We start from the raw sequence: 18,364 nt of genomic DNA, 5'->3' as shown, positions 1-18,364 counted from the left end.
CGTGCGGGGCGCCCGTGCCCGCTGGGGCCGGTGCCGCTCGGGACCGGCGGGGCCGGTAGCGCCTCAGACCGCCGCCAGGCCCTCCGGCAGCACCCGGCCGCGAAGTTCCCGCAGTTCCCGGATCAGCGCCCGGACGGCCGCCGTCCCCGCCAGCTCCGGCGTGGTCACGTAGCCGACGTACCGGCTCGGCGGTTTCGGCCCGAGGTCGGTGACCGCCAGCCCGGCGGGCGCGCCGAGCAGCGCGGTCCGGGGCATGATCGCCATCCCCAGGCCCTGGGACACCAGGGAGACGGCCACCGTGTCGTCCTCGACGTCGATGGTCGACGGCGGGATCCAGTCCTGTCGGTCCCACCAGTCGCGGGTGTACGAGCCGCAGTTCTCGTCCCAGTCGACCAGGGGCAGGCCGCGCGGCGCCGGGTGGCCGGCCGGGTGCGCGAGCGCGTACGTCTCCTCGAACAGCCGGGCGGTGACCAGACCGGGGACGGGCGGCGGCGCGGCCGGGTCGAGGGTAGCCAGGCCCAGGTCGGCCCGGCCGTCGGCGACCTCGCCGGCGGCGCCCCGGCCGAGTTCGCGCACGATCCGCACCTGCGGGGTGAGCCCCGGGTGGCGGGCGGTCAGCCGGGCGAGCACGGGCGGCAGCAGATGGGCGGCGACGCTGCGGAACGCGGCGATCCGCAGCACCCCGGTGGCCTCCCCGCTCGTGTCCCCCGCCCCGGCCGCCCGGACCTCCGGACCCATCGCCGCCAGCAGCCGCAGGACCCGTCGGGCGTAGGCGACGGCCCGCTCGCCCGCCTCGGTGGGGCGCGCGCCGTGGCGCCCGCGCTCGAACAGCACCGCGCCGAGCTTCCGTTCGCAGGCGCGCACGGCGTGCGAGACGGCGGACTGGCTGCTGTCCAGGCGCGCGGCAGCGGCCGTGAACCCCCGTTCCTCCGCCACGGCGACCAAAACCCGCAGCTCCTGCGGGGCGAGATCGGTCATGCGGGTGACACTACCGGATCCATCGATTCTCTTCATGGAACGTCCCCACCCATCGACGACGCCCCCTGCCCGGGCCGGGCCCCGCTCCCTACGGTGATCATCACTGCCGTCGACACCGTCTGGAGTCCCCGTGTCCCGCCCCACCGCCCGCGTCGTCCACCTCGTCTCCCGCCCCACCGGCGAGCCCATCGGCGAGCCCACCGCCGACAACTTCGCCTTCCTCGACGAGACCGTCCCGCCCCTGGCCGCCGGTGAGGCACTGGTCGAGAACATCCACCAGTCCGTCGACCCGTACATGCGCGAGGAGATGGACGAGACCGGCAGCTGGGAGCTGCACGCCCCGCTGGAGGGCCGCGCCCTGGGCCGGGTCGTGGAGTCCCGCACGCCCGCCCTGCCCGTCGGCACCCTGGTCCACCACCGCCGGGCCTGGCGCACCCTCTCCGTGGTCACCCCGGACGAGACCACCGTCCTGCCGGACTTCGCGGGCGTGCCGCTCAGCGCCCACCTGAGCGTCCTCGGCGGCACCGGACTCTCCGCCTGGGTCGCCCTGACCCGGATCGCCCGGCTCCAGGCCGGCGAGACGATCTTCATCTCCGCGGCCGCGGGCGGCGTCGGCACCGCGGCCGGCCGGATCGCCCGTCTGCTCGGCGCGGGCCGGATCGTCGGCAGCGCCGGCTCCCCCGCCAAGGTCGCCCACCTCACCGGGCACCTCGGCTTCGACGCCGCCTTCGACCACCACGACGCCCCGCTCGCCGACCGCCTGCGCGAGGCCGCCCCCGACGGCCTGCACGTCTACCTCGACAACGTGGGCGGCGACCACCTGGAGGCCGCCATCGGCGCGCTGCGCGACCACGGCCGGATCGCCTGGTGCGGCGCGGTCGCCCAGTACAACCACCTGGCCTCGCCGCCGCCCGCGCCGCGCAACCTGTACGACGTGGTCGGCAAGAGCCTGCGGCTGCAGGGCTTCCTGGTCCGTAACCACCTCGACGCCCGCCCCGAGCTGTACGACTTCCTCGTCCCGCACCTGCGCTCCGGCGCCGTCACCCCGGACGAGACGGTCGTCCGGGGCTTCGAGAACGTCGTGGACGCCTTCCTGGGCATGCTGCGCGGCGCCAACACCGGCAAGATGATCGTCCAGCTCACCGACGAGCCGCGCTAGTCTCCGCTCCGAGGGGCCGGGCCCGGCCCTCACTTCCCCGCCCCACCGACGACGGTTTGCCGTACGAGTGCGCAACGATGGTCGCCTCCGCCGCGCGGAGGCGACCATCGCCGCACAACGTCTGCGCGCCCTCCCGCACCTGGTGCTCGCGGTCACCGGCACCGCGGTGCGCACCGCCGCAGGCCCCGGACGGTGACCGACGGCAACCACCTGTCATGTCACGCGGAGTGAGATCCTCACGCCCCCGGGACCGGCGCTCGCAGGTGACGCGCGTGCGGGGCGCCGACCGTTCGTATCCATCCTTGGGAACCGAACACCCCCGCCCGAACGTCCCGTTGGCGGGGCACGCAACCATCCCTTCCTCACTGCGCGCGACCACCCCGGGCCGGGCCGCCCTCGCCGCCGGAAACCACGGTGACCAGCGCCGATGCCCGGGAGAAGCGGGCCGTCCGACACCCCGCGCGAATGCTGTCCGTCACCATCGGCCGCCGTCGACCGCTGTCCGCCAGTCGCTGGAACGGGCCCTGGAGGCCGTCGACCTGATGTGAGTTCAGCCACAGGAAGCCAGTCATTTCGTCCGCTTTTACCTGTGCTGCTCCCCTTCTGAGGGCATGACGGTAAGACCGTACTTCTTCATGATTTTCTGACCGACCTTTGACAATTCTTTTAGCTCTCCGTGAAGATCCGCTCAAACTTCGCCCACGTAACGGAAGTCGGAGCTTACGCACAGTGAGAACAGCAGCAAGACGGTCGGGCAGCGTGCTCGCCGCGGCACTCGCCGTGGTCGCACTCGCCGCGACCGCGGTGGTGCCGGCCGCCGCCACCGGCGGGACACCGCCGCCCGGCACCTCGGGGTCATCGGACGTCCCCGAGACCCTGGCGGTCCAGGAGGCCGCGCGCACCGGCAAGCCGGTCGAGGTGCTCGAAAAGCGCGGCGAGGCCAGTGACACCGTCGCCCAGCCCGACGGCAGGCTGAAGACCACCACCTACGTCCAGCCCAAGCGGGTGCGCAAGAACGGCGCCTGGGTGGACCTCGACCCGACACTGCGGACGCTGCCCGGCGGCGCCGTCGCCCCCAAGGGGTCCACCGCCGACCTGCGGTTCTCCGGCGGCGGCAGCGAGCCGCTGGTCACCATGGCCCGGGCCGGCAAGGAGCTGAAGCTCAGCTGGCCCAAGCCGCTGCCCAAGCCGGTCGTCAACGGCGCGACCGCCGAATACCGCTCGATCCTGCCGGACGTGGACCTGCGGCTGTCCGCCACCAAGACCGGGTTCACCCAGGTCATCGTGGTGCACACCGCCGAGGCCGCCAAGAACCCCGAGCTCGGCCGCCTCGGGCTCGGCTTGCAGGGCGACGGCCTGACGTTCAGCCAGGAGGCGGACGGCACCCTCAAGGCGAAGGACTCCTCCGGCGGCGGCACCGTCTTCGAGGCGCCCGTCCCGGTGATGTGGGACTCCGCCAAACCGGCCGCCCCCGCACCGGCGGACGCCCCGGCGAGCACTCCGGCCGACGCCCCCGCCGCCGCCCCGAACGCTCCGGCCGCCGCGCCGAAGACGCTCAAGAGCGCCCCGCAGTCGGCCCCGCGGGCCGAGGCCCCCGCCCAGGCCCCGACCGGCCCGGCGAACCCGGCTGCCCCCGCCCCCGCCTCCGGCGAGGGCGACCAGCCCGGCGAGGGCGCCAAGATGACCCGGCTCAAGGTCGAACTCCCCGAGAACAGCCTGGTGCTGTCCCCCGACCAGGGCATGCTCACCGCCCCGGACACCGTCTACCCGGTGATGATCGACCCGGCGTGGAACACCCCGCACGCCGCCGACTGGGCCGGTGTCTCGCGCACCTACCCGAACCAGCCGTACTGGCACTTCACCTACAACAGCAACTACGTCCACGACTGGGGCGTCGGCTACTGCGGTGACACCTCCAGGTGCGCCCCGACCGACGTGAAGCGGGCGTTCTTCCAGATCCCGAACGGCTCGTTCGTCGGCAAGCAGATCCTCGGCGCCACCTTCGGCACCTACGAGGACTGGTCGTACTCCTGCGACGCCCGGCCGATCGAGCTGTGGAGCACCGGCTACATCTCCTCCGGCCTGACCTGGAACAGCCAGAACGCCTCCGGGTTCTGGAGCCGCTACCTGCAGACCATCAACACCGCCAAGGGCTGGAGCGGCAGCTGCCCCGGCGGCTGGCTGGAGTTCGGCGAATCGGGCGCGGTGAAGAACCTGGTCCAGGACGCCGCCAACTGGGGCTGGCCGACCATCACCTTCGGTCTGAAGGCCCAGAACGAGGGTGACACCCTCGCCTGGAAGCGCCTCACCGACGACGCCTACCTGCAGGTCTACTACAACCTGCGGCCCAACCAGATCCCGATGTCCGACATGACGATGTCCCCGGGCTCGGTCTGCCAGTACCCGGGCATCCGGATCAACAAGATGCCGCAGGTCACCACCCGGGCCACCGACCCGGACGGCGAGGCCATCGGCGTGCAGTTCGCGGTCGGCTGGGACGACGGCACCGGTCTGCGCCGGCGCTGGTGGTCCACCGGCTCGGAGGACGCCGCACCGGGGTCCGACACCTTCAAGGCCTCCGGCTCGATCTTCTCCTGGCCACTGCCGGCCAGCCTGCCGCAGAACGTCCAGCTCGACTGGGAGGCCCGCGCCTGGGACGGCGCGCAGTTCGGCCCGTGGTCCTCCGACGGCGACCCGACCGGCTGCTACTTCACCGTCGACACCTCCGCCCCGGACGGCCCGGCGATCACCTCGGACGCCTACCCGGGCTCCAAGGACGCCACCGCGGCGCTCCCGTGGACCGACGGCGTCGGCAAGAACGGCTACTTCACCCTGAAGTCCGCCGCCACCGACGTGGTCAAGTACCAGTGGGGCCTCGACACCTCGCCGTCCGCGGCGAACGAGGTGGCCACCAGCGGCGGCGCCGGTCAGACCGTCCGGATCCAGCCGCAGACCGCCGGCGTGCACTTCCTCTCCGCCCGGGCCGTCGACGGCGCGGGCAACGCCTCGCAGCCCGAGACGTACTACTTCAACGTGCTCAAGGGACAGCCCCAGCGCACCGGTTGGTCGATGGACGACCCCAGCGGCACCACCGTCACCGGCGCCGGCGGCAGCTTCGAGGCCACCCTCGGCTCCGGCGCCACCGCGAAGGCCCCCGGCCACCTCGGCGACGCCCTCGCCCTGGACGGCACCGCCAACGGCTACGCCGAGACCCAGGGCACGGTCCTGGACACCACCCGCGGCTTCGCCGTCTCCGCCTGGGTCAACCTCACCGACAACACCCGCAACCGGGTCGCGGTCAGTGAGAACGGCAACTGGGCGGCCCGCTTCGCGCTCGGCCTCTTCGGCGGCAAGTGGACCATGTGGACGTCCAGTTGGGACACCAACAGCTACGCCCTGGAACCGGCGAGCTCCGACACCCCGGTGGTGCTCAACCAGTGGACCCACCTGGTCGGCGTCTACGACCCGGTGGCCAGGACCAGCACCCTGTACGTCAACGGCGTGCCCGGCACCCCGGTGAACGTCGTCGCCAACTGGGACACCCACGGCGCGCTGGAGTTCGGCCGCTCCAAGTACTACGGCAACTGGACCGACCCGTGGAAGGGCTCGGTCGACGAGGTCCGGCTCTGGGACCGCTCCCTGAGCAAGACCGAGGCCGCCGACGTGGCCGCCGACAAGCAGCTCGCCACCGGCCGCCCGGCGAAGGCGGTCTTCCACCTGGACGGCAGTGACGCCAAGCCGGTCGGCACCACCGAGACCGACAACCTGACCGCCTACAACGGCGTCGCGCTCGGCCGCCCGGGCATCGCCGACAAGGCGATCCACCTGGACGGCACGGACGACTACCTGCGCACCACCCGTCCGCAGGTCGACGGCACCCGGGACTTCTCGGTCTCCGCCTGGGTCAAGCTGCCGGCGCCCACGCCCGGCGACACCACTCCGAAGATGGCGGTCACCCAGATCGGCCAGCACAACAACGAGTTCTCGCTGTACTACTCGCCCTACTGGGGCCGCTGGATCTTCGGCCGCTACAAGGAGGACACCGCCACCGACACCCTGGTGCGCACCTGGCAGGACGCCTGCACGCCGGGCTCCCAGCTGAACGGCGTGCCCTGCTTCGCCGGCACCACCGGCGAGTGGACCCACCTGCTGGGCGTCTCCGACACCGCCGCCAGGAAGCTGCGCCTGTACATCAACGGCTTCCTGGTCGGCGAGTCCGACTACACCCAGAACTCGCCGTGGGCCAACCCCGGCCCGCTGCAGATCGGCGCGGTCAACCGCGAGGGTGTCAACGGCGAGTTCTTCGGCGGCGACATCGACGACGTGCGCGTCTACGACCGCGTCGTCAGCGGCCCGGAGGCCGGCGCGATGGTGCGGCAGCGCCCGCAGCTGGCCGGCCGCTGGAAGCTCTCCACGGCCACCGGCACCCCGGCCGTCACCCCCGACGAGGGCCCGGCCAAGGCCGGCGCCCAGCTCGGCGGCGGCGCCTCGATCAACGCCGACGGCGGCGTGCTGCCCGTCCCCGGCACCCTGCGGCTGGACGGCTCGACCGGCTACGCCGCCACCGCCTCGACCCCGATGCACACCGGCCAGAGCTTCACCCTGGCCGGCTGGGCGAACACGGCGGGCATCCCGACCCGGAAGATGACGGCCCTGTCCGTCGCCGGCGCCAACAACAGCGCGGTCACCGTGCGCTGGGTGCCGCTGGGCAACGACCCCGTGACCGGACAGCCGTACGGCCAGTGGGAGGCCGAGGTCCGCGACACCGACGCCACCACCGGCGGGAAGCGCACCAGGACGGCGCACACCTCGGCCATCTCCGTCATGGAGAACTGGACGCACCTGGCGGTCAGTTACGACGCCTTCACGGACCGGCTGGCCCTGTACGTCAACGGCCAGGTCGAGAACCAGGGCTGCGCGGACGGCGACAAGACCTGTGCCCCGCACATCTCCTGGGCCGACGGTGTGCCGCAGCCCTACGAGGCGACGGGCGGCGTGCAGTTCGGCCGGTACAAGGACGGCGGCGCCTGGGGGGAGTACTTCTCCGGTGAGCTGGACGACGTCTGGCTCTACCAGGGCGTGCTGAGCCCCGCGCAGATCGGCAAGCTCGCCAACTACGGCGTCGAGCTGGACACCTCCACCGGGGTCTGACCCCACCTTCTTCCACGGGCCGGGCGGCTTCCTGCCGCCCGGCCCGCGGTCCGTCACATCCGATTCCCCACTGAGGAGTTGTTCCACCCATGAGCAGGAAGAGGTCGGTGCTGCGGCTGCCGGCCCGGTCCAGGCTGTCCGCGGTCATCGCGGGCACGCTGGTCGGGTCACTGCTGCCGACACTGCCGCTGGCCGCCGTCGCGGCGGCCGCGGAACCCTACACCAAGCCCTCGGCGGTCTCCCCCGAGAAGCCGGTCAAGGGCTCGGACGCCAAGACCAAGGCCCGCAAGACCGACACCACCGTCAGCAAGGCCGACGGCAAGCACGGCGCCCTGCCCGGCGCCGGCACGGCCACCGTCGACGTCCCCGGCGAGAAGGGCAAGGCGGTCAAGGCCGGCAAGCTGCCGGTCGCCGTCTCCTCCGCCGGCGCGGCGGGCAAGGCGAAGGTCGAGCTGCTCGGCCAGGACGCCGCCACCAAGGCCGGCGTCAACGGCCTGCTGCTGACCGTCACCGGCGCCGACGAGAACAGCGGCCTCGCGGTCGACTACTCGGCCTTCGCCCAGGCGTCCGGCTCCGGCTTCGGCTCGCGGCTGAAGCTGGTCCGGCTGCCCGAGTGCGCCCTGACCACCCCCGACCTGCCCGAGTGCCGGGTCCAGACCCCGCTGCCGGGCGGCAACGACCCGGCCAGGCAGACCGTCGCCGCCGACGCCCTCACCACGGCCCCGGCCGGCTCGACGCGCCTGCAGTCCACCCCGGGTGCGATGGTGCTGGCGGCCACGACGGGCAGTGCCGGGCCGGGCGGCGACTACAAGGCGACGCCGCTGTCGAGCGCGTCGTCCTGGTCGACGGCGCTGAACAGCGGCGCCTTCACCTGGTCCTACGACATGCCGCTCACGGCGATGCCCGGCGGGCTGACCCCGAAGATCGGCCTGTCGTACAACTCCGGCGCGATCGACGGCCGGACGGCCAACAGCAACAACCAGGCGTCCTGGGCCGGTGACGGCTTCGAGCTGTCGCCCGGCTTCGTCGAGCGCAGCTACAAGGCCTGCGCGGACGACGGCGCGCCCAAGACCGGCGCCAGCAACCCCGGTGACCTGTGCTGGGGCACGGACAACGCGACCATCAGCTTCGCCGGGCACTCGGGCGAGCTGATCCCGGTCTCCGGCGACGAGTGGCGGATCAAGAACGACGACGCCACCAAGGTCGTCCGGGTCCGTGACACCGGCCGCGGCAACGGTGACAACGACGGCGAGTACTTCCGCGCCACCACCACCGACGGCACCAACTACTACTTCGGTTACAACCGCCTGCCGAACTGGTCGGCGGGCAAGCCGGAGACCAGGTCCGTCTACACGGTGCCGGTGTTCGGCAACAACACGGGCGAGCCGTGCAACGGCGCCGACTTCGCGTCCTCGTGGTGCCAGCAGGGCTGGCGGTGGAACCTGGACCTGGTGGTCGACGCCCACGGCAACGACATCACCTACTGGTACACCCCCGAGACCAACAACTACGGCCGCAACCTGAAGGCCACCGACCGCACCCCGTACGTGCGCGGGGGCCGCCTGGACCACATCGAGTACGGACAGCAGCAGGGCGACCTCTACTCGGCCACCGTCAAGCCGATGGGCCGGGTCGAGTTCGGCACCGCCGAGCGGTGCCTGGAGACCGGGGCGGGCGTCTGCGACGCGGCGAAGATCGACGCCAACCGGCAGTACTGGTACGACACCCCGTGGGACCAGAACTGCAAGGACGGCACCGACTGCTCCGGCCAGTACTCGCCGACCTACTTCACCCGCACCCGGCTCACCCAGGTCGTCGCCAAGACCCTGCAGGCCGACGGGAACTACGCCCCCGTCGACACCTGGGACCTGACCCACAAGTGGGGCACCGCCGACTTCGACTACCAGCTGCTGCTGGACTCGATCAAGCACACCGGCTCCTCCGCCACCCCCTCCGTCGCGCTGCCGAAGACCACCTTCGCCTACAAGCAGCTCGCCAACCGGCTCGACAAGGTCGGCGACGGCCGCATGCCGTTCATCAAGCAGCGGCTCGGCACCGTCACCGACGAGCTCGGCGGCCAGATCGACGTCAACTACTCGGCGGCGGCCTGCGACTGGAACGCGCTGCCGACCCCGCAGTCCAACACCACCCGCTGCTTCCCACAGATGTACCAGGCCTCCAACGAGACCCCGGTCACCACGGAGTGGTTCAACAAGTACGTCGTCAACACGGTCATCGCCACCGACCGCACCGGCGGCGCACCCGACATGGTCACCCGCTACACCTACCTCGGCGACGCCGCCTGGCACTTCGACGACGAGGACGGCCTGACCAAGGACAAGCTCAAGACCTGGTCCCAGTGGCGCGGCTACGCCCGCACCCGGGTGGAGACCGGCGGCGTCACCGGCACGTCCACCCAGGCCGACCACTACTTCCTGCGCGGCATGGACCAGGACCGCAACAACCCCGGTGACAAGAACAGCAAGCGCGCCGTCACCGTGGACGACGGCCAGGGCACCGTCCTGACCGACGACCAGGCATGGGCCGGCTACGAGTACCGCACCGATCAGTACGACAAGCCCGGCGGCGTGATCCTGCAGAAGAGTGTCAGCACCCCCTGGAAGCAGGAGACGGCGAAGCGCGTCCGCGACTGGGGCACCACCACCGCCAACGTCACCGGGACCGTCGTCGCCCGGGGCTTCACCTCGCTGGACAAGGGCGCGGGCAGTGCCTGGCGGGAGACCAGGAGCAACACCACCCGCGACGGCTACGGCCGCATCACCTCCGTCGAGGACCTCGGCGACGTCGCGGTCGGCACCGACGACAAATGCACCCGCACCACCTACGCCGACAACACCGCGGCCTGGTTCCTCCGTTCCCCCCTACGGGTCGAGACCGTCGCCGCCACGTGCGGCGCCACCGTCAGCCGCGACACCCGGGCCGACGGCACCTCGGCCGTGTTGTCCGACGTTCGGTACCGGTACGACGGACAGGGCTACGGCGCCGCCCCGACCAAGGGCGACGTCACCCTCACCCACAACCTGAAGAACCGTTCCGGCAACAGCGCCACCTACCTGGACAGTGCCGCCACCTTCGACGGCTACGGGCGGGCCCTGACCGCAACCGCACTCGCCTCCACGTCGGCCTTCGACACCTCCGAAGCGACCGGGCCGGTCACCACGGCCTCACCCGACGCACGGACCACCACGACCGCCTACACCCCGGCCACCGGCCGGCCCACCCGCACCGTGGAGACCAGCCCGCCCGCGAAGGCCGGCGACGCCACCACCACCCAGACCACCACCACCGACCACGACCTGCTTCGCGGCCTGACCGTGGACACCGTCGACACCAACAACCGCCGCACCGACGTCCTCTACGACGCCCTCGGCCGCACCCTCAAGGTCTGGCTGCCCGACCGCTCCAAGACCACGCAGACCCCCAACCAGGAGTACGCCTACAGCGTCGCCGACGGACAGATCAGCGCCGTCACCACCAAGACGCTCAACGAGGACGGATCCCAGCAGACCTCGTTCGCCCTCTACGACGGCTTCAGCCGCACCCGGCAGAGCCAGTCCCCGGGCGACAACGGCGGCCGGGTCCTGACCGACGTCTTCTACGACGAGCGCGGCCAGGCGGCACTCTCCTACGCCCCCTACTACGCCACCGGCGCCCCGTCGCCGACACTGTTCAAGATCGAGAACGCCACGGGCGTCGAAACCCAGACCGCGAACACCTACGACGGGCTCGGACGGATCGTCAAGTCGACGGTGCTCTCGGGCAACGGCGTCGGCACCCCGCTCTCCACCACGCTCACCGAGTACGGCGGCGACCGGGTCAGCGTCACCCCGCCCGCCGGCGGCACCCCCACCACGGCGATCGCCGACGCCGCCGGCCGAGCCACCGAGCTGCGCCAGTACAAGGCGGCGACGCCGACCGGGGCCTACGACGCCACCACCTACGGCTACGATCCGGCGGGCAACCTCACCGGCCTCACCAACCCGGCCGGCACGGTGTGGAGCTGGACCTACGACCAGCTCGGCCGCCAGACCAAGGCGGTCGACCCGGACAGCGGGACCACCCTCAAGTCCTACAACGACCGCGGTGAACTCACCAGCACCACCGACGGACGCGGCCAGACCGTCGCCACCGTCTACGACAACATGTCCCGCATCCTGGAGACCCACCAGGGCTCCGTGACCGGGCCGTTGCTCACCTCCCAGATCTGGGACCCCGCCCTCAACAAGGGCCAGCTGTCCTCCAGCACCCGCTACAGCACCGTCGGCGGCACCACCTACCAGTACAAGACCGCCCTCTCGCTGTTCGACAGCCTCGCCCGGCCCACCCGCACCACCGTCACCATCCCCTCCGTCCCCGGACAGGAGGCCCTGGCCGGAAGCTACAGCAGCACCACCGTCTACCGGGTGGACGGCCAGGCCAAGTCGGCCAGCTACCCCGCGGCCGGCAACCTGCCCGCCGAGGCGGTGAGCTTCACCTACGACGCCCTGAACCGGCCCGTCGCCACCGAGGGCCTGACGAAGTACCAGACCGACCAGACCTACAGCCTCACCGGCAAGCCGCTGCAGGCCACGCTCAGCAACGGCACCGCCGGCAAGGAGGTGTACGTCACCAACGCCTACGAGTGGGGCACCCAGCGCCTCGCCTCCAGCCGCACCGACCAGTACGGCGTCACCGGCGCCGTTCGCGCCGCCGCCTACACCTACGACCAGGCCGGCAACGTCACCTCGGTCACGGACACCTCGCGCTCCGGCACCGACCGGCAGTGCTTCCGCTACGACTCCCTGACCCGCCTCACCGACGCCTACACCCCCGGCACCGGCAGTTGCACGGCTCCCAGCGGCACCCAGCTCGGTGGCCCCGCCCCGTACTGGACCAGCTGGACCTACAACACCAACGGCACCCGGGCCACCGAGACCCGGCACGACACCACCGGCAGCACCGGCCAGGACGCCACCACCAGCTACACCTACCCCGCCGCCACCGCGGCCCGACCGCACGGCCTGAGCTCCACCAGCACCGTCACCGGCACGGTCGGCGCACCGGTCGTGGAGAGCTACGACTACGACACCGCCGGCAACACCACCGGTCGCCACCTCAAGCCGGCCGGGAACCAGACCAGCGACCAGGCCCTGACCTGGAACGCCGAGGGCCGACTGAGCCGGCTCGCCGCGACCGTCAAGACGACCACCGGCAGCACGACCGCGACCACCGACCAGACCACCGACTACCTGTACGACACCGCCGGCAACCGCCTGCTCGGTCACACCCTCGACACCGCCGACCCGGCGGCCGAGAGCTGGACCCTCTATCTCGGCAGCACCCAGCTGAAGCTGGTCAAGGGCGCCGCCAAGGCCACCGCCACCCGCTACTACCCCCTCGGCGAGGCCACCGCCGTCCGCACCGACGACAACAAGCTGACGTTCCAGGTCAACGACCACCACGGCACCGCCGAGGTCGGCATCGACGCCGCGACCGGCGGCGTCGACCAGCGCCGCTCGCTCCCGTTCGGTGGCACCCGCGGCACCGCCCCCACCACCTGGGCCGGCACCCGCGGCTTCCTCGGCGGCACGGCCGAACCCACCGGGCTCACCCATCTCGGCGCCCGCGACTACGACCCGGCCACCGGCCGCTTCCTCTCGGTCGACCCGCTCATGATGGCCAACGACCCGCAGTCGCTCTCGGCCTACACCTACAGCGACAACAACCCGCTCACCTTCAGCGACCCCAGCGGGCTCGCGCTCGAAGAGTGCGTCAACGGGATGTACGTCTGCAGCAACCACGGCACCAAGCCCGAGGAGGAGGGCCCCCGCTACCAGCAGGTCGTCAGCGAGGCGAAGAAGGCCGCGGAGGTCGGACGCCGCAACTACCTCGAGTACCTCGCGAAGAAGGCCGAAGAGGACGCACTGATCGACGCGGCGCTGGCCAAGGGCGCCGACGTGACCCGCAACTGCGGCATCATCGTGGGCGTGGCCCCGGCCTGCAACAGTGACTACGCGGACAAGGTCAAGAGCGGCTACAAGAAGCTCGTCACGGAAGCGGTGCGGCTGACCGTGGTTCCGCAGGCCTGGAACTGCATGGTCAACCACGATTCGGACGAATGCGACGAGGTCGGCACCGCGATTTCGGGCGGGGTGGAGGCACGCGACCTCGAAGCGATCACCCTGGCCATGAACCGCTTCGCCTGCTTCGACAGCTTCCCGTCGGGGGTTCTGGTCCTCCTCGCGGACGGCACGACCAAGCCGATCGAACAGTTGCGGGTCGGTGACCGCGTCCTGGCCACCGACCCCGAGACCGGCGAGACCGGCGCGCGCGAAGTCGACGCCGCCATGGTGACCCCCGACGACTCGGACTTCACCACCATCACCCTCGCCGACGGTCGCGGCGAGATCACCGCGACCGACCACCACCCGTTCTGGTCCGTCACCGAGAACGCCTGGACCAACGCCGGCGATCTCGCCGCGGGCGATGCCGTGCGCACCACCGACGGCACGGCCGTCACCGTGGAACAGGTCCGGCACTTCCACCTGGTCCAGCCCGCCTACAACCTGACCGTTCGCGACACGCACACGTACTACGTCCTCGCGCAGAGCACGCCGGTCCTGGTGCACAACTGCGCGCTGAGGGCCAGCGGGATGCTCCGCGGCGCGAAGGCCCTCAAGGACGTCAAGTTGCCACGGGTGTTCGAGGGCCTGGACATCAAGCACGTGCGTGACAACCACTTCCCGGGCGGAAAGGGCGTGAACAGCCAGAAGAACCTGTGGCCCGGTGGCATGGACGACAACGAGCTGACCGACATCGCGCGCGAGGCCCTCCGGAACAACCCCCAGGTCGTCGGCTTCGACCCCCGCACCGGGATGATCCAGGCGACCTCCAAGGTGCGAGGAAACGAGGTCCAATTCCAGATTCCCCGCGGCGGCGGCGAGATGCGGTCCATCTATCCGACGGGCGTCTGGAAGAGCTGACGCAACAGCGGACGGCATGATGCACCGATGAGGGCGCCTCCGGGCCGCCAGGTTCCGCCGGCCCGGAGGCGCTCGCCCGTTCGGTCCCTGTCACCTGAGAGGACAGCTGTGTTTCGCATCAACATTCCTACGGACGCCTTGGCCGTGGACAAACGGAATCCACTCTTCGTCGCCGGCCAGGCCTGGCTCGAGATCGACGGAGAAGCCTTCCCGGAAGCGCACTGGACCGACGCCCCGCTCTCGGTCCTCGGATCCATGCGGGAGGCCCTCGCCTGCGCACACGAGGGCGAACTCGGCGAGGTCTACTTCTTCGAAGGGCCCTTCTATGTGAAGTTCCTCCCTGAGAACACGCTCTCGGCGGAGCGCACCGTCGACGTGGTGGGGCTCCGCGACCGCGTCCCCTCGTCCCCCGGCGATGGTGACGAGATCGTGATTCGGGCCTCCGTCCCGCTGGGAGACCTCGTCCGGAGCCACCAACAGGTGGTCGGCGAGTTGCGCCAGTGGGCGACAGCGCACGCGGAGACCGAAGTGCTCGAGGTACTGGCCCTGATCGGCTCCGCCGACTTCGAGTGACCCACCCACAAGCCCGATCACCGAGGCCACCCGGCACCGTCGCTCTTCTGACCTGACGGGATACACGGGGCGGTAGCGCCGGCCGAGCCGGTGCCACCGCCCCGTCCGCACGTCCGGGCAGCCGAGTACCGGACACGGCTCGCAGGAGCCCGGACCAAGGCCGTGCGCATGCTCCGAAATCCGGTGGCACGACGAGCGCCGGGCGTCGATCCTGGTCGACGTGCCAGAACCCAAGTACCGGATCCGCGCCCTCCACACCGCCTCCACGGTGACCGTCTACCAGGCGTACGCCCCGGAGATCGGCCTGCCGGCCGCACGGGACGGCCGATTCCCGGCGGTGTGGAAGAGGGACCGGATGACGTGGATCAAGCCGTCGTTCCTCTGGATGATGTACCGCTGCGGTTGGTCGACGAAGGAGGGCCAGGAGACCGTCCTCGCGGTCGAGATCACCCGCGAGGGCTTCGAATGGGCACTGCGGAACAGCTGCCTGTCCCACTTCGTGCCCGAGCTGCACCCGGACAAGGCAACCTGGAAGCGGCAGTTGAAGCGCTCCCCGGCCCGCGTGCAGTGGGACCCGGAACGCGACCTGCGCCTCCAGCCGCTGCCCCACCGGTCACTGCAGCTCGGTCTGTCCGGGGAGGCCGCCGCGCGCTACGCGGACGAGTGGATCGTCGCGATCGAGGACATCACCGCGCTCGCGCACGCGGTCCACGACCGGGTGCGGAACGGGGATTTCGAAGCCGCCCGGCAGCTTCTTCCCGCCGAACGCCCCTATCCGATGGGCGACACGCTGCTAGCCCACCTGAGCGGCTCGGCCGGCGGGGAGGGCTGAACTCACACCACCCTGGCGATGCTCGCGCCGGCCTTCCTCGCCGCCGTCTCCGTCAGCGCGGCGCCCGACCGGAGCACCGGGTCGCACCTGATCGGCCGAAACGGTCTGTCACGTTCCTGACACCCCAGGACCTGTCCGGAAGGTGATCGTCAATCCGGCAGGCATCCCCTTGACCTGCGCCGTCACAGAAACACCCCACTGCTTCCAGTCGGAATTGGTCTCGACCATTGCCTCACCTTCACAATCGGAGGATGCTCCTCTGCGAAGCGCCGGGGCGCAGACCCCGGCGCTCATCATGGAGAGGAAGACTCATGTCGCTTCGCAAGGCATTCTCCGCCGCTGCCGTGGCCGGTCTCGTGGCCGGCGGCGCCCTGATCGCCGCCCCGGCCGCTCAGGCGTCCACCTACACCTACATCGGCATCTACCCGACCGCCGCCGCCTGCCACACGGCCGGCCAGGCGTACGTGAACAGCCAGCGGGCCGTCGTCTACTTCTGTGACACCACCACCGAGACCGGCCCGGCACGGCTCTCCGTCGTCCTCCGCTGAATCACCGGAACGCACTGATGGTGGGCCGCGCGGCTGGCGGCCCACCATCGATCGAGGAGGTGGCGAGGGGCGATCGGGGCCACGTGCAGCACGGGAGATCGGGGCATCCCGCACGGGGCACGGCACCGCCCCGGCCCTGCCCGTGCGGCGGCAGGACCACCCCACTCGACCACGCCGGGCGGGTGGTCGATCTCTCAGCAGCAGGTGTCGGCGTGCGCGTCGAAGCACCCAGCCGGGTGCACGCGAACAACCTCACTGCGGCGGGCATGACGGCTGCTCAGGGCTCGGTCCGCGTCGGCCGGTGGGTCCGGGCCCGCTGTCTTGCCGCTCGGGCGGCACGGTCGGCGCGGGCAGGTCGAGGACCCGGGCGAGGGCGGCGGTGACGGGAGCCTGGTGGCGGGGTGGCAGGTGCCGCCGGGTCCAGTCGGTGGCCGACGTGAGGAAGTCGGTCAGGTCGCGTTCGGCATCGGTGAGCAGGCAGCGGAGTTCCGCGACGGGCAGTTCGATCACCGGGCTGTCGCTCTGCTCGGCGTCGACCGTGAGCCGGACGGTGTCGCCGAAGCGCTCTGCGGCCGGTGAGACGGGGTCGTGGCCGAAGCCGAGCAGGCCGCCTCTGTCGATGAGCCGGTGCCAGTCCCGCCAGTCCTCCAGCCCGTCACAACAACCGGGCTGGAACGTGATGCCGGTGGAGTCATCGGTGACCCTCAGGCCGCCGGCCGCGAAGGGGGTGTCGAAGGTCAGCAGTCCGTGGAGGAACGAGTCGAGCGGATCGGCGGGCCGGGGTGGGCGGTCGTCGTCCGGGTCGATGTCGTTGCAGGCGGCGATGCGCATCACCGCCGTGCCGACCTCGGCGGGTGAGAGCCCGCCGCTGAGGGGCAGGAAGCCGGTCGGCTCGAGCTCGGCGATGGGCCAGAGGTCGAAGCCGTCACGGGTACAGATCTCCAGGACGGGCTGTATCACTATCATCCGGCGAAGTGTTCCGCATGGCCCGCCCGTGGCGCCTCCCGATCAGGCCCTTTCCGGCCGATCTCGCCGGGCCACTTCCACACGGGCGGAGCGGACAACAGACGACGGCACCAGCACCCCAGCCGGAACGAGCCTCTCGGCGACGGCTCCCGCACCCGTCGGCGGGCCCCGGTCAGACCCCGACGGCGACGTCGGCGAACGGCGCGGACGTCAGGCCGAGCAGCCCTCCGAAGGGCGAGTTCAGGGCGTAGATCAGGACGACCATGAAGACGATGAGGCTGGTGAAGCCCGTCGCCAGAACCAGATGGGTGCCCGTGCGCTCGGTACCGAAGAGGAACATCAGGCCCAGGGTGAGCGCGCCGCCGGCGAGCAGGCCGAACCACATGACGCCCGACATGCCCTGGCCCACGTCCTCCTCCCGGCCGTGGCGCGCCTGGTAGGCGGAGGAGAGCTGCCCGAACGCCACCTGGTCCACCTGCTGCTGCACGTTGGTGGCGGGTTCGAAGGACGTCCACGCGTTCTGCACGTCGTGCAGCAGCGTCCAGCCGCGCGGGCCCAGCGGTTTTCCCTCCTCCATCAGGGGCCACTCCTCGTTCCGGACGTAGGCGGCGTACGTGTCCGTCGCCGAACGGGCGTGCTGGGCGACGTCGGGCGGCAGCGCGTCGGCGAGCAGGTAGATCTGATGCAGCGCCCCGGCCTCGGCACTGATGTTGTTACCGGCGTCGTCCTTGGCCTCCCAGACCGTCACCAGCGCGACGCCCAGTACCAAGGCGTACAACACGCCGACCATCATCGTCAGGTACTCGGCGGTGCCGTCGCGCACCTCCTCCCCCGACGACGATCGTCTCGACCTGCGGCTGTTGAGCAGGACAGCGCCACCGGCAACGACGGCGAATCCGACGACGATGCCGATCACCGCGAGTACGTGTTCCATGGCACCCCTCAGGTTGAGTCGGTTCAGCGGCTCGGCTTGTAGCGACGCCACGCGATGGCCGCTGCGGCGGTCGCGGGAATGAACAGGAGGATGAAGAACAGCAGAACACCGTGCGAGAGCGGGGGCTTGTGGTGGCCGAAGCGACCGGCGCCCAGGGGGGAGGACACGTGCTTCCCCCCGGCGTGCGGCCCCGGGGATACGGAGGGTGTCGCGGAGGCGCTCGGCGAGCCCTCTGCGGAC

At 71.2% G+C, this 18,364-nt stretch carries 11 protein-coding genes; 7 read left to right on the top strand and 4 right to left on the bottom strand.

Annotation, left to right across the window (positions count from 1 at the left end; translation table 11 throughout):
- Nucleotides 1-63: 63 nt before the first annotated feature.
- Entirely contained in the window at nucleotides 64-978 is a 915-nt protein-coding gene (locus ACFRMQ_RS22110; protein ID WP_380732249.1) for a LysR family transcriptional regulator, read from the bottom strand.
- 130 nt (nucleotides 979-1,108) lie between these two features.
- Here ACFRMQ_RS22110 and ACFRMQ_RS22105 point away from each other — a divergent pair, with 130 nt between their 5' ends.
- The 7 genes from ACFRMQ_RS22105 to ACFRMQ_RS22075 all read left to right on the top strand — a co-directional run bounded on the left by ACFRMQ_RS22105 (nucleotide 1,109) and on the right by ACFRMQ_RS22075 (nucleotide 16,224).
- Nucleotides 1,109-2,137 (top strand): NADP-dependent oxidoreductase, encoded by a 1,029-nt coding sequence (locus ACFRMQ_RS22105; protein ID WP_380732248.1) that lies wholly within the window; start codon nucleotides 1,109-1,111, stop codon nucleotides 2,135-2,137.
- Nucleotides 2,138-2,204: 67 nt separating this feature from the next.
- On the top strand, nucleotides 2,205-2,333 hold the full coding sequence (locus ACFRMQ_RS22100) for a hypothetical protein (RefSeq protein WP_380732247.1): 129 nt from the start codon (nucleotides 2,205-2,207) through the stop codon (nucleotides 2,331-2,333).
- A gap of 563 nt (nucleotides 2,334-2,896) precedes the next feature.
- A complete protein-coding gene (locus tag ACFRMQ_RS22095; RefSeq protein WP_380732246.1) occupies nucleotides 2,897-7,288 on the top strand; it encodes a LamG-like jellyroll fold domain-containing protein in 4,392 nt (1,463 codons plus the stop codon).
- Between the two features lie 89 nt (nucleotides 7,289-7,377).
- Nucleotides 7,378-14,271 carry a polymorphic toxin-type HINT domain-containing protein gene (locus ACFRMQ_RS22090; protein WP_380732245.1) on the top strand — a complete coding sequence of 2,298 codons (6,894 nt, stop codon included), beginning with the start codon at nucleotides 7,378-7,380 and terminating at the stop codon, nucleotides 14,269-14,271.
- A 108-nt stretch (nucleotides 14,272-14,379) separates the two neighbouring features.
- The gene (locus ACFRMQ_RS22085) at nucleotides 14,380-14,844 is read left to right on the top strand and encodes a hypothetical protein (protein WP_380732244.1); all 465 of its coding nucleotides are present in this window, start codon (nucleotides 14,380-14,382) and stop codon (nucleotides 14,842-14,844) included.
- 220 nt (nucleotides 14,845-15,064) lie between these two features.
- Nucleotides 15,065-15,676 carry a DUF4291 domain-containing protein gene (locus ACFRMQ_RS22080; protein WP_380732243.1) on the top strand — a complete coding sequence of 204 codons (612 nt, stop codon included), beginning with the start codon at nucleotides 15,065-15,067 and terminating at the stop codon, nucleotides 15,674-15,676.
- 311 nt (nucleotides 15,677-15,987) lie between these two features.
- A complete protein-coding gene (locus ACFRMQ_RS22075) occupies nucleotides 15,988-16,224 on the top strand; it encodes a hypothetical protein (protein ID WP_380732242.1) in 237 nt (78 codons plus the stop codon).
- A gap of 252 nt (nucleotides 16,225-16,476) precedes the next feature.
- Here the strand turns inward: ACFRMQ_RS22075 and ACFRMQ_RS22070 are convergent, their stop codons facing one another.
- The 3 genes from ACFRMQ_RS22070 to ACFRMQ_RS22060 form a co-directional block, all read right to left on the bottom strand.
- Complete coding sequence (locus ACFRMQ_RS22070) at nucleotides 16,477-17,190, bottom strand: hypothetical protein (protein ID WP_380732241.1); 714 nt, start codon at nucleotides 17,188-17,190, stop codon at nucleotides 16,477-16,479.
- Between the two features lie 172 nt (nucleotides 17,191-17,362).
- Nucleotides 17,363-18,124 (bottom strand): hypothetical protein, encoded by a 762-nt coding sequence (locus ACFRMQ_RS22065; protein WP_380732240.1) that lies wholly within the window; start codon nucleotides 18,122-18,124, stop codon nucleotides 17,363-17,365.
- Nucleotides 18,125-18,147: 23 nt separating this feature from the next.
- A partial coding sequence (locus tag ACFRMQ_RS22060) for a hypothetical protein (protein ID WP_380732239.1) occupies nucleotides 18,148-18,364 on the bottom strand: 217 nt, incomplete at its 5' end.

Source organism: Kitasatospora sp. NPDC056783, assembly GCF_042789895.1.
Taxonomy (GTDB): domain Bacteria; phylum Actinomycetota; class Actinomycetes; order Streptomycetales; family Streptomycetaceae; genus Kitasatospora.
Note: the sequence above shows the minus strand (reverse complement) of the source record. Positions and strands in the feature narration are given on the sequence as shown.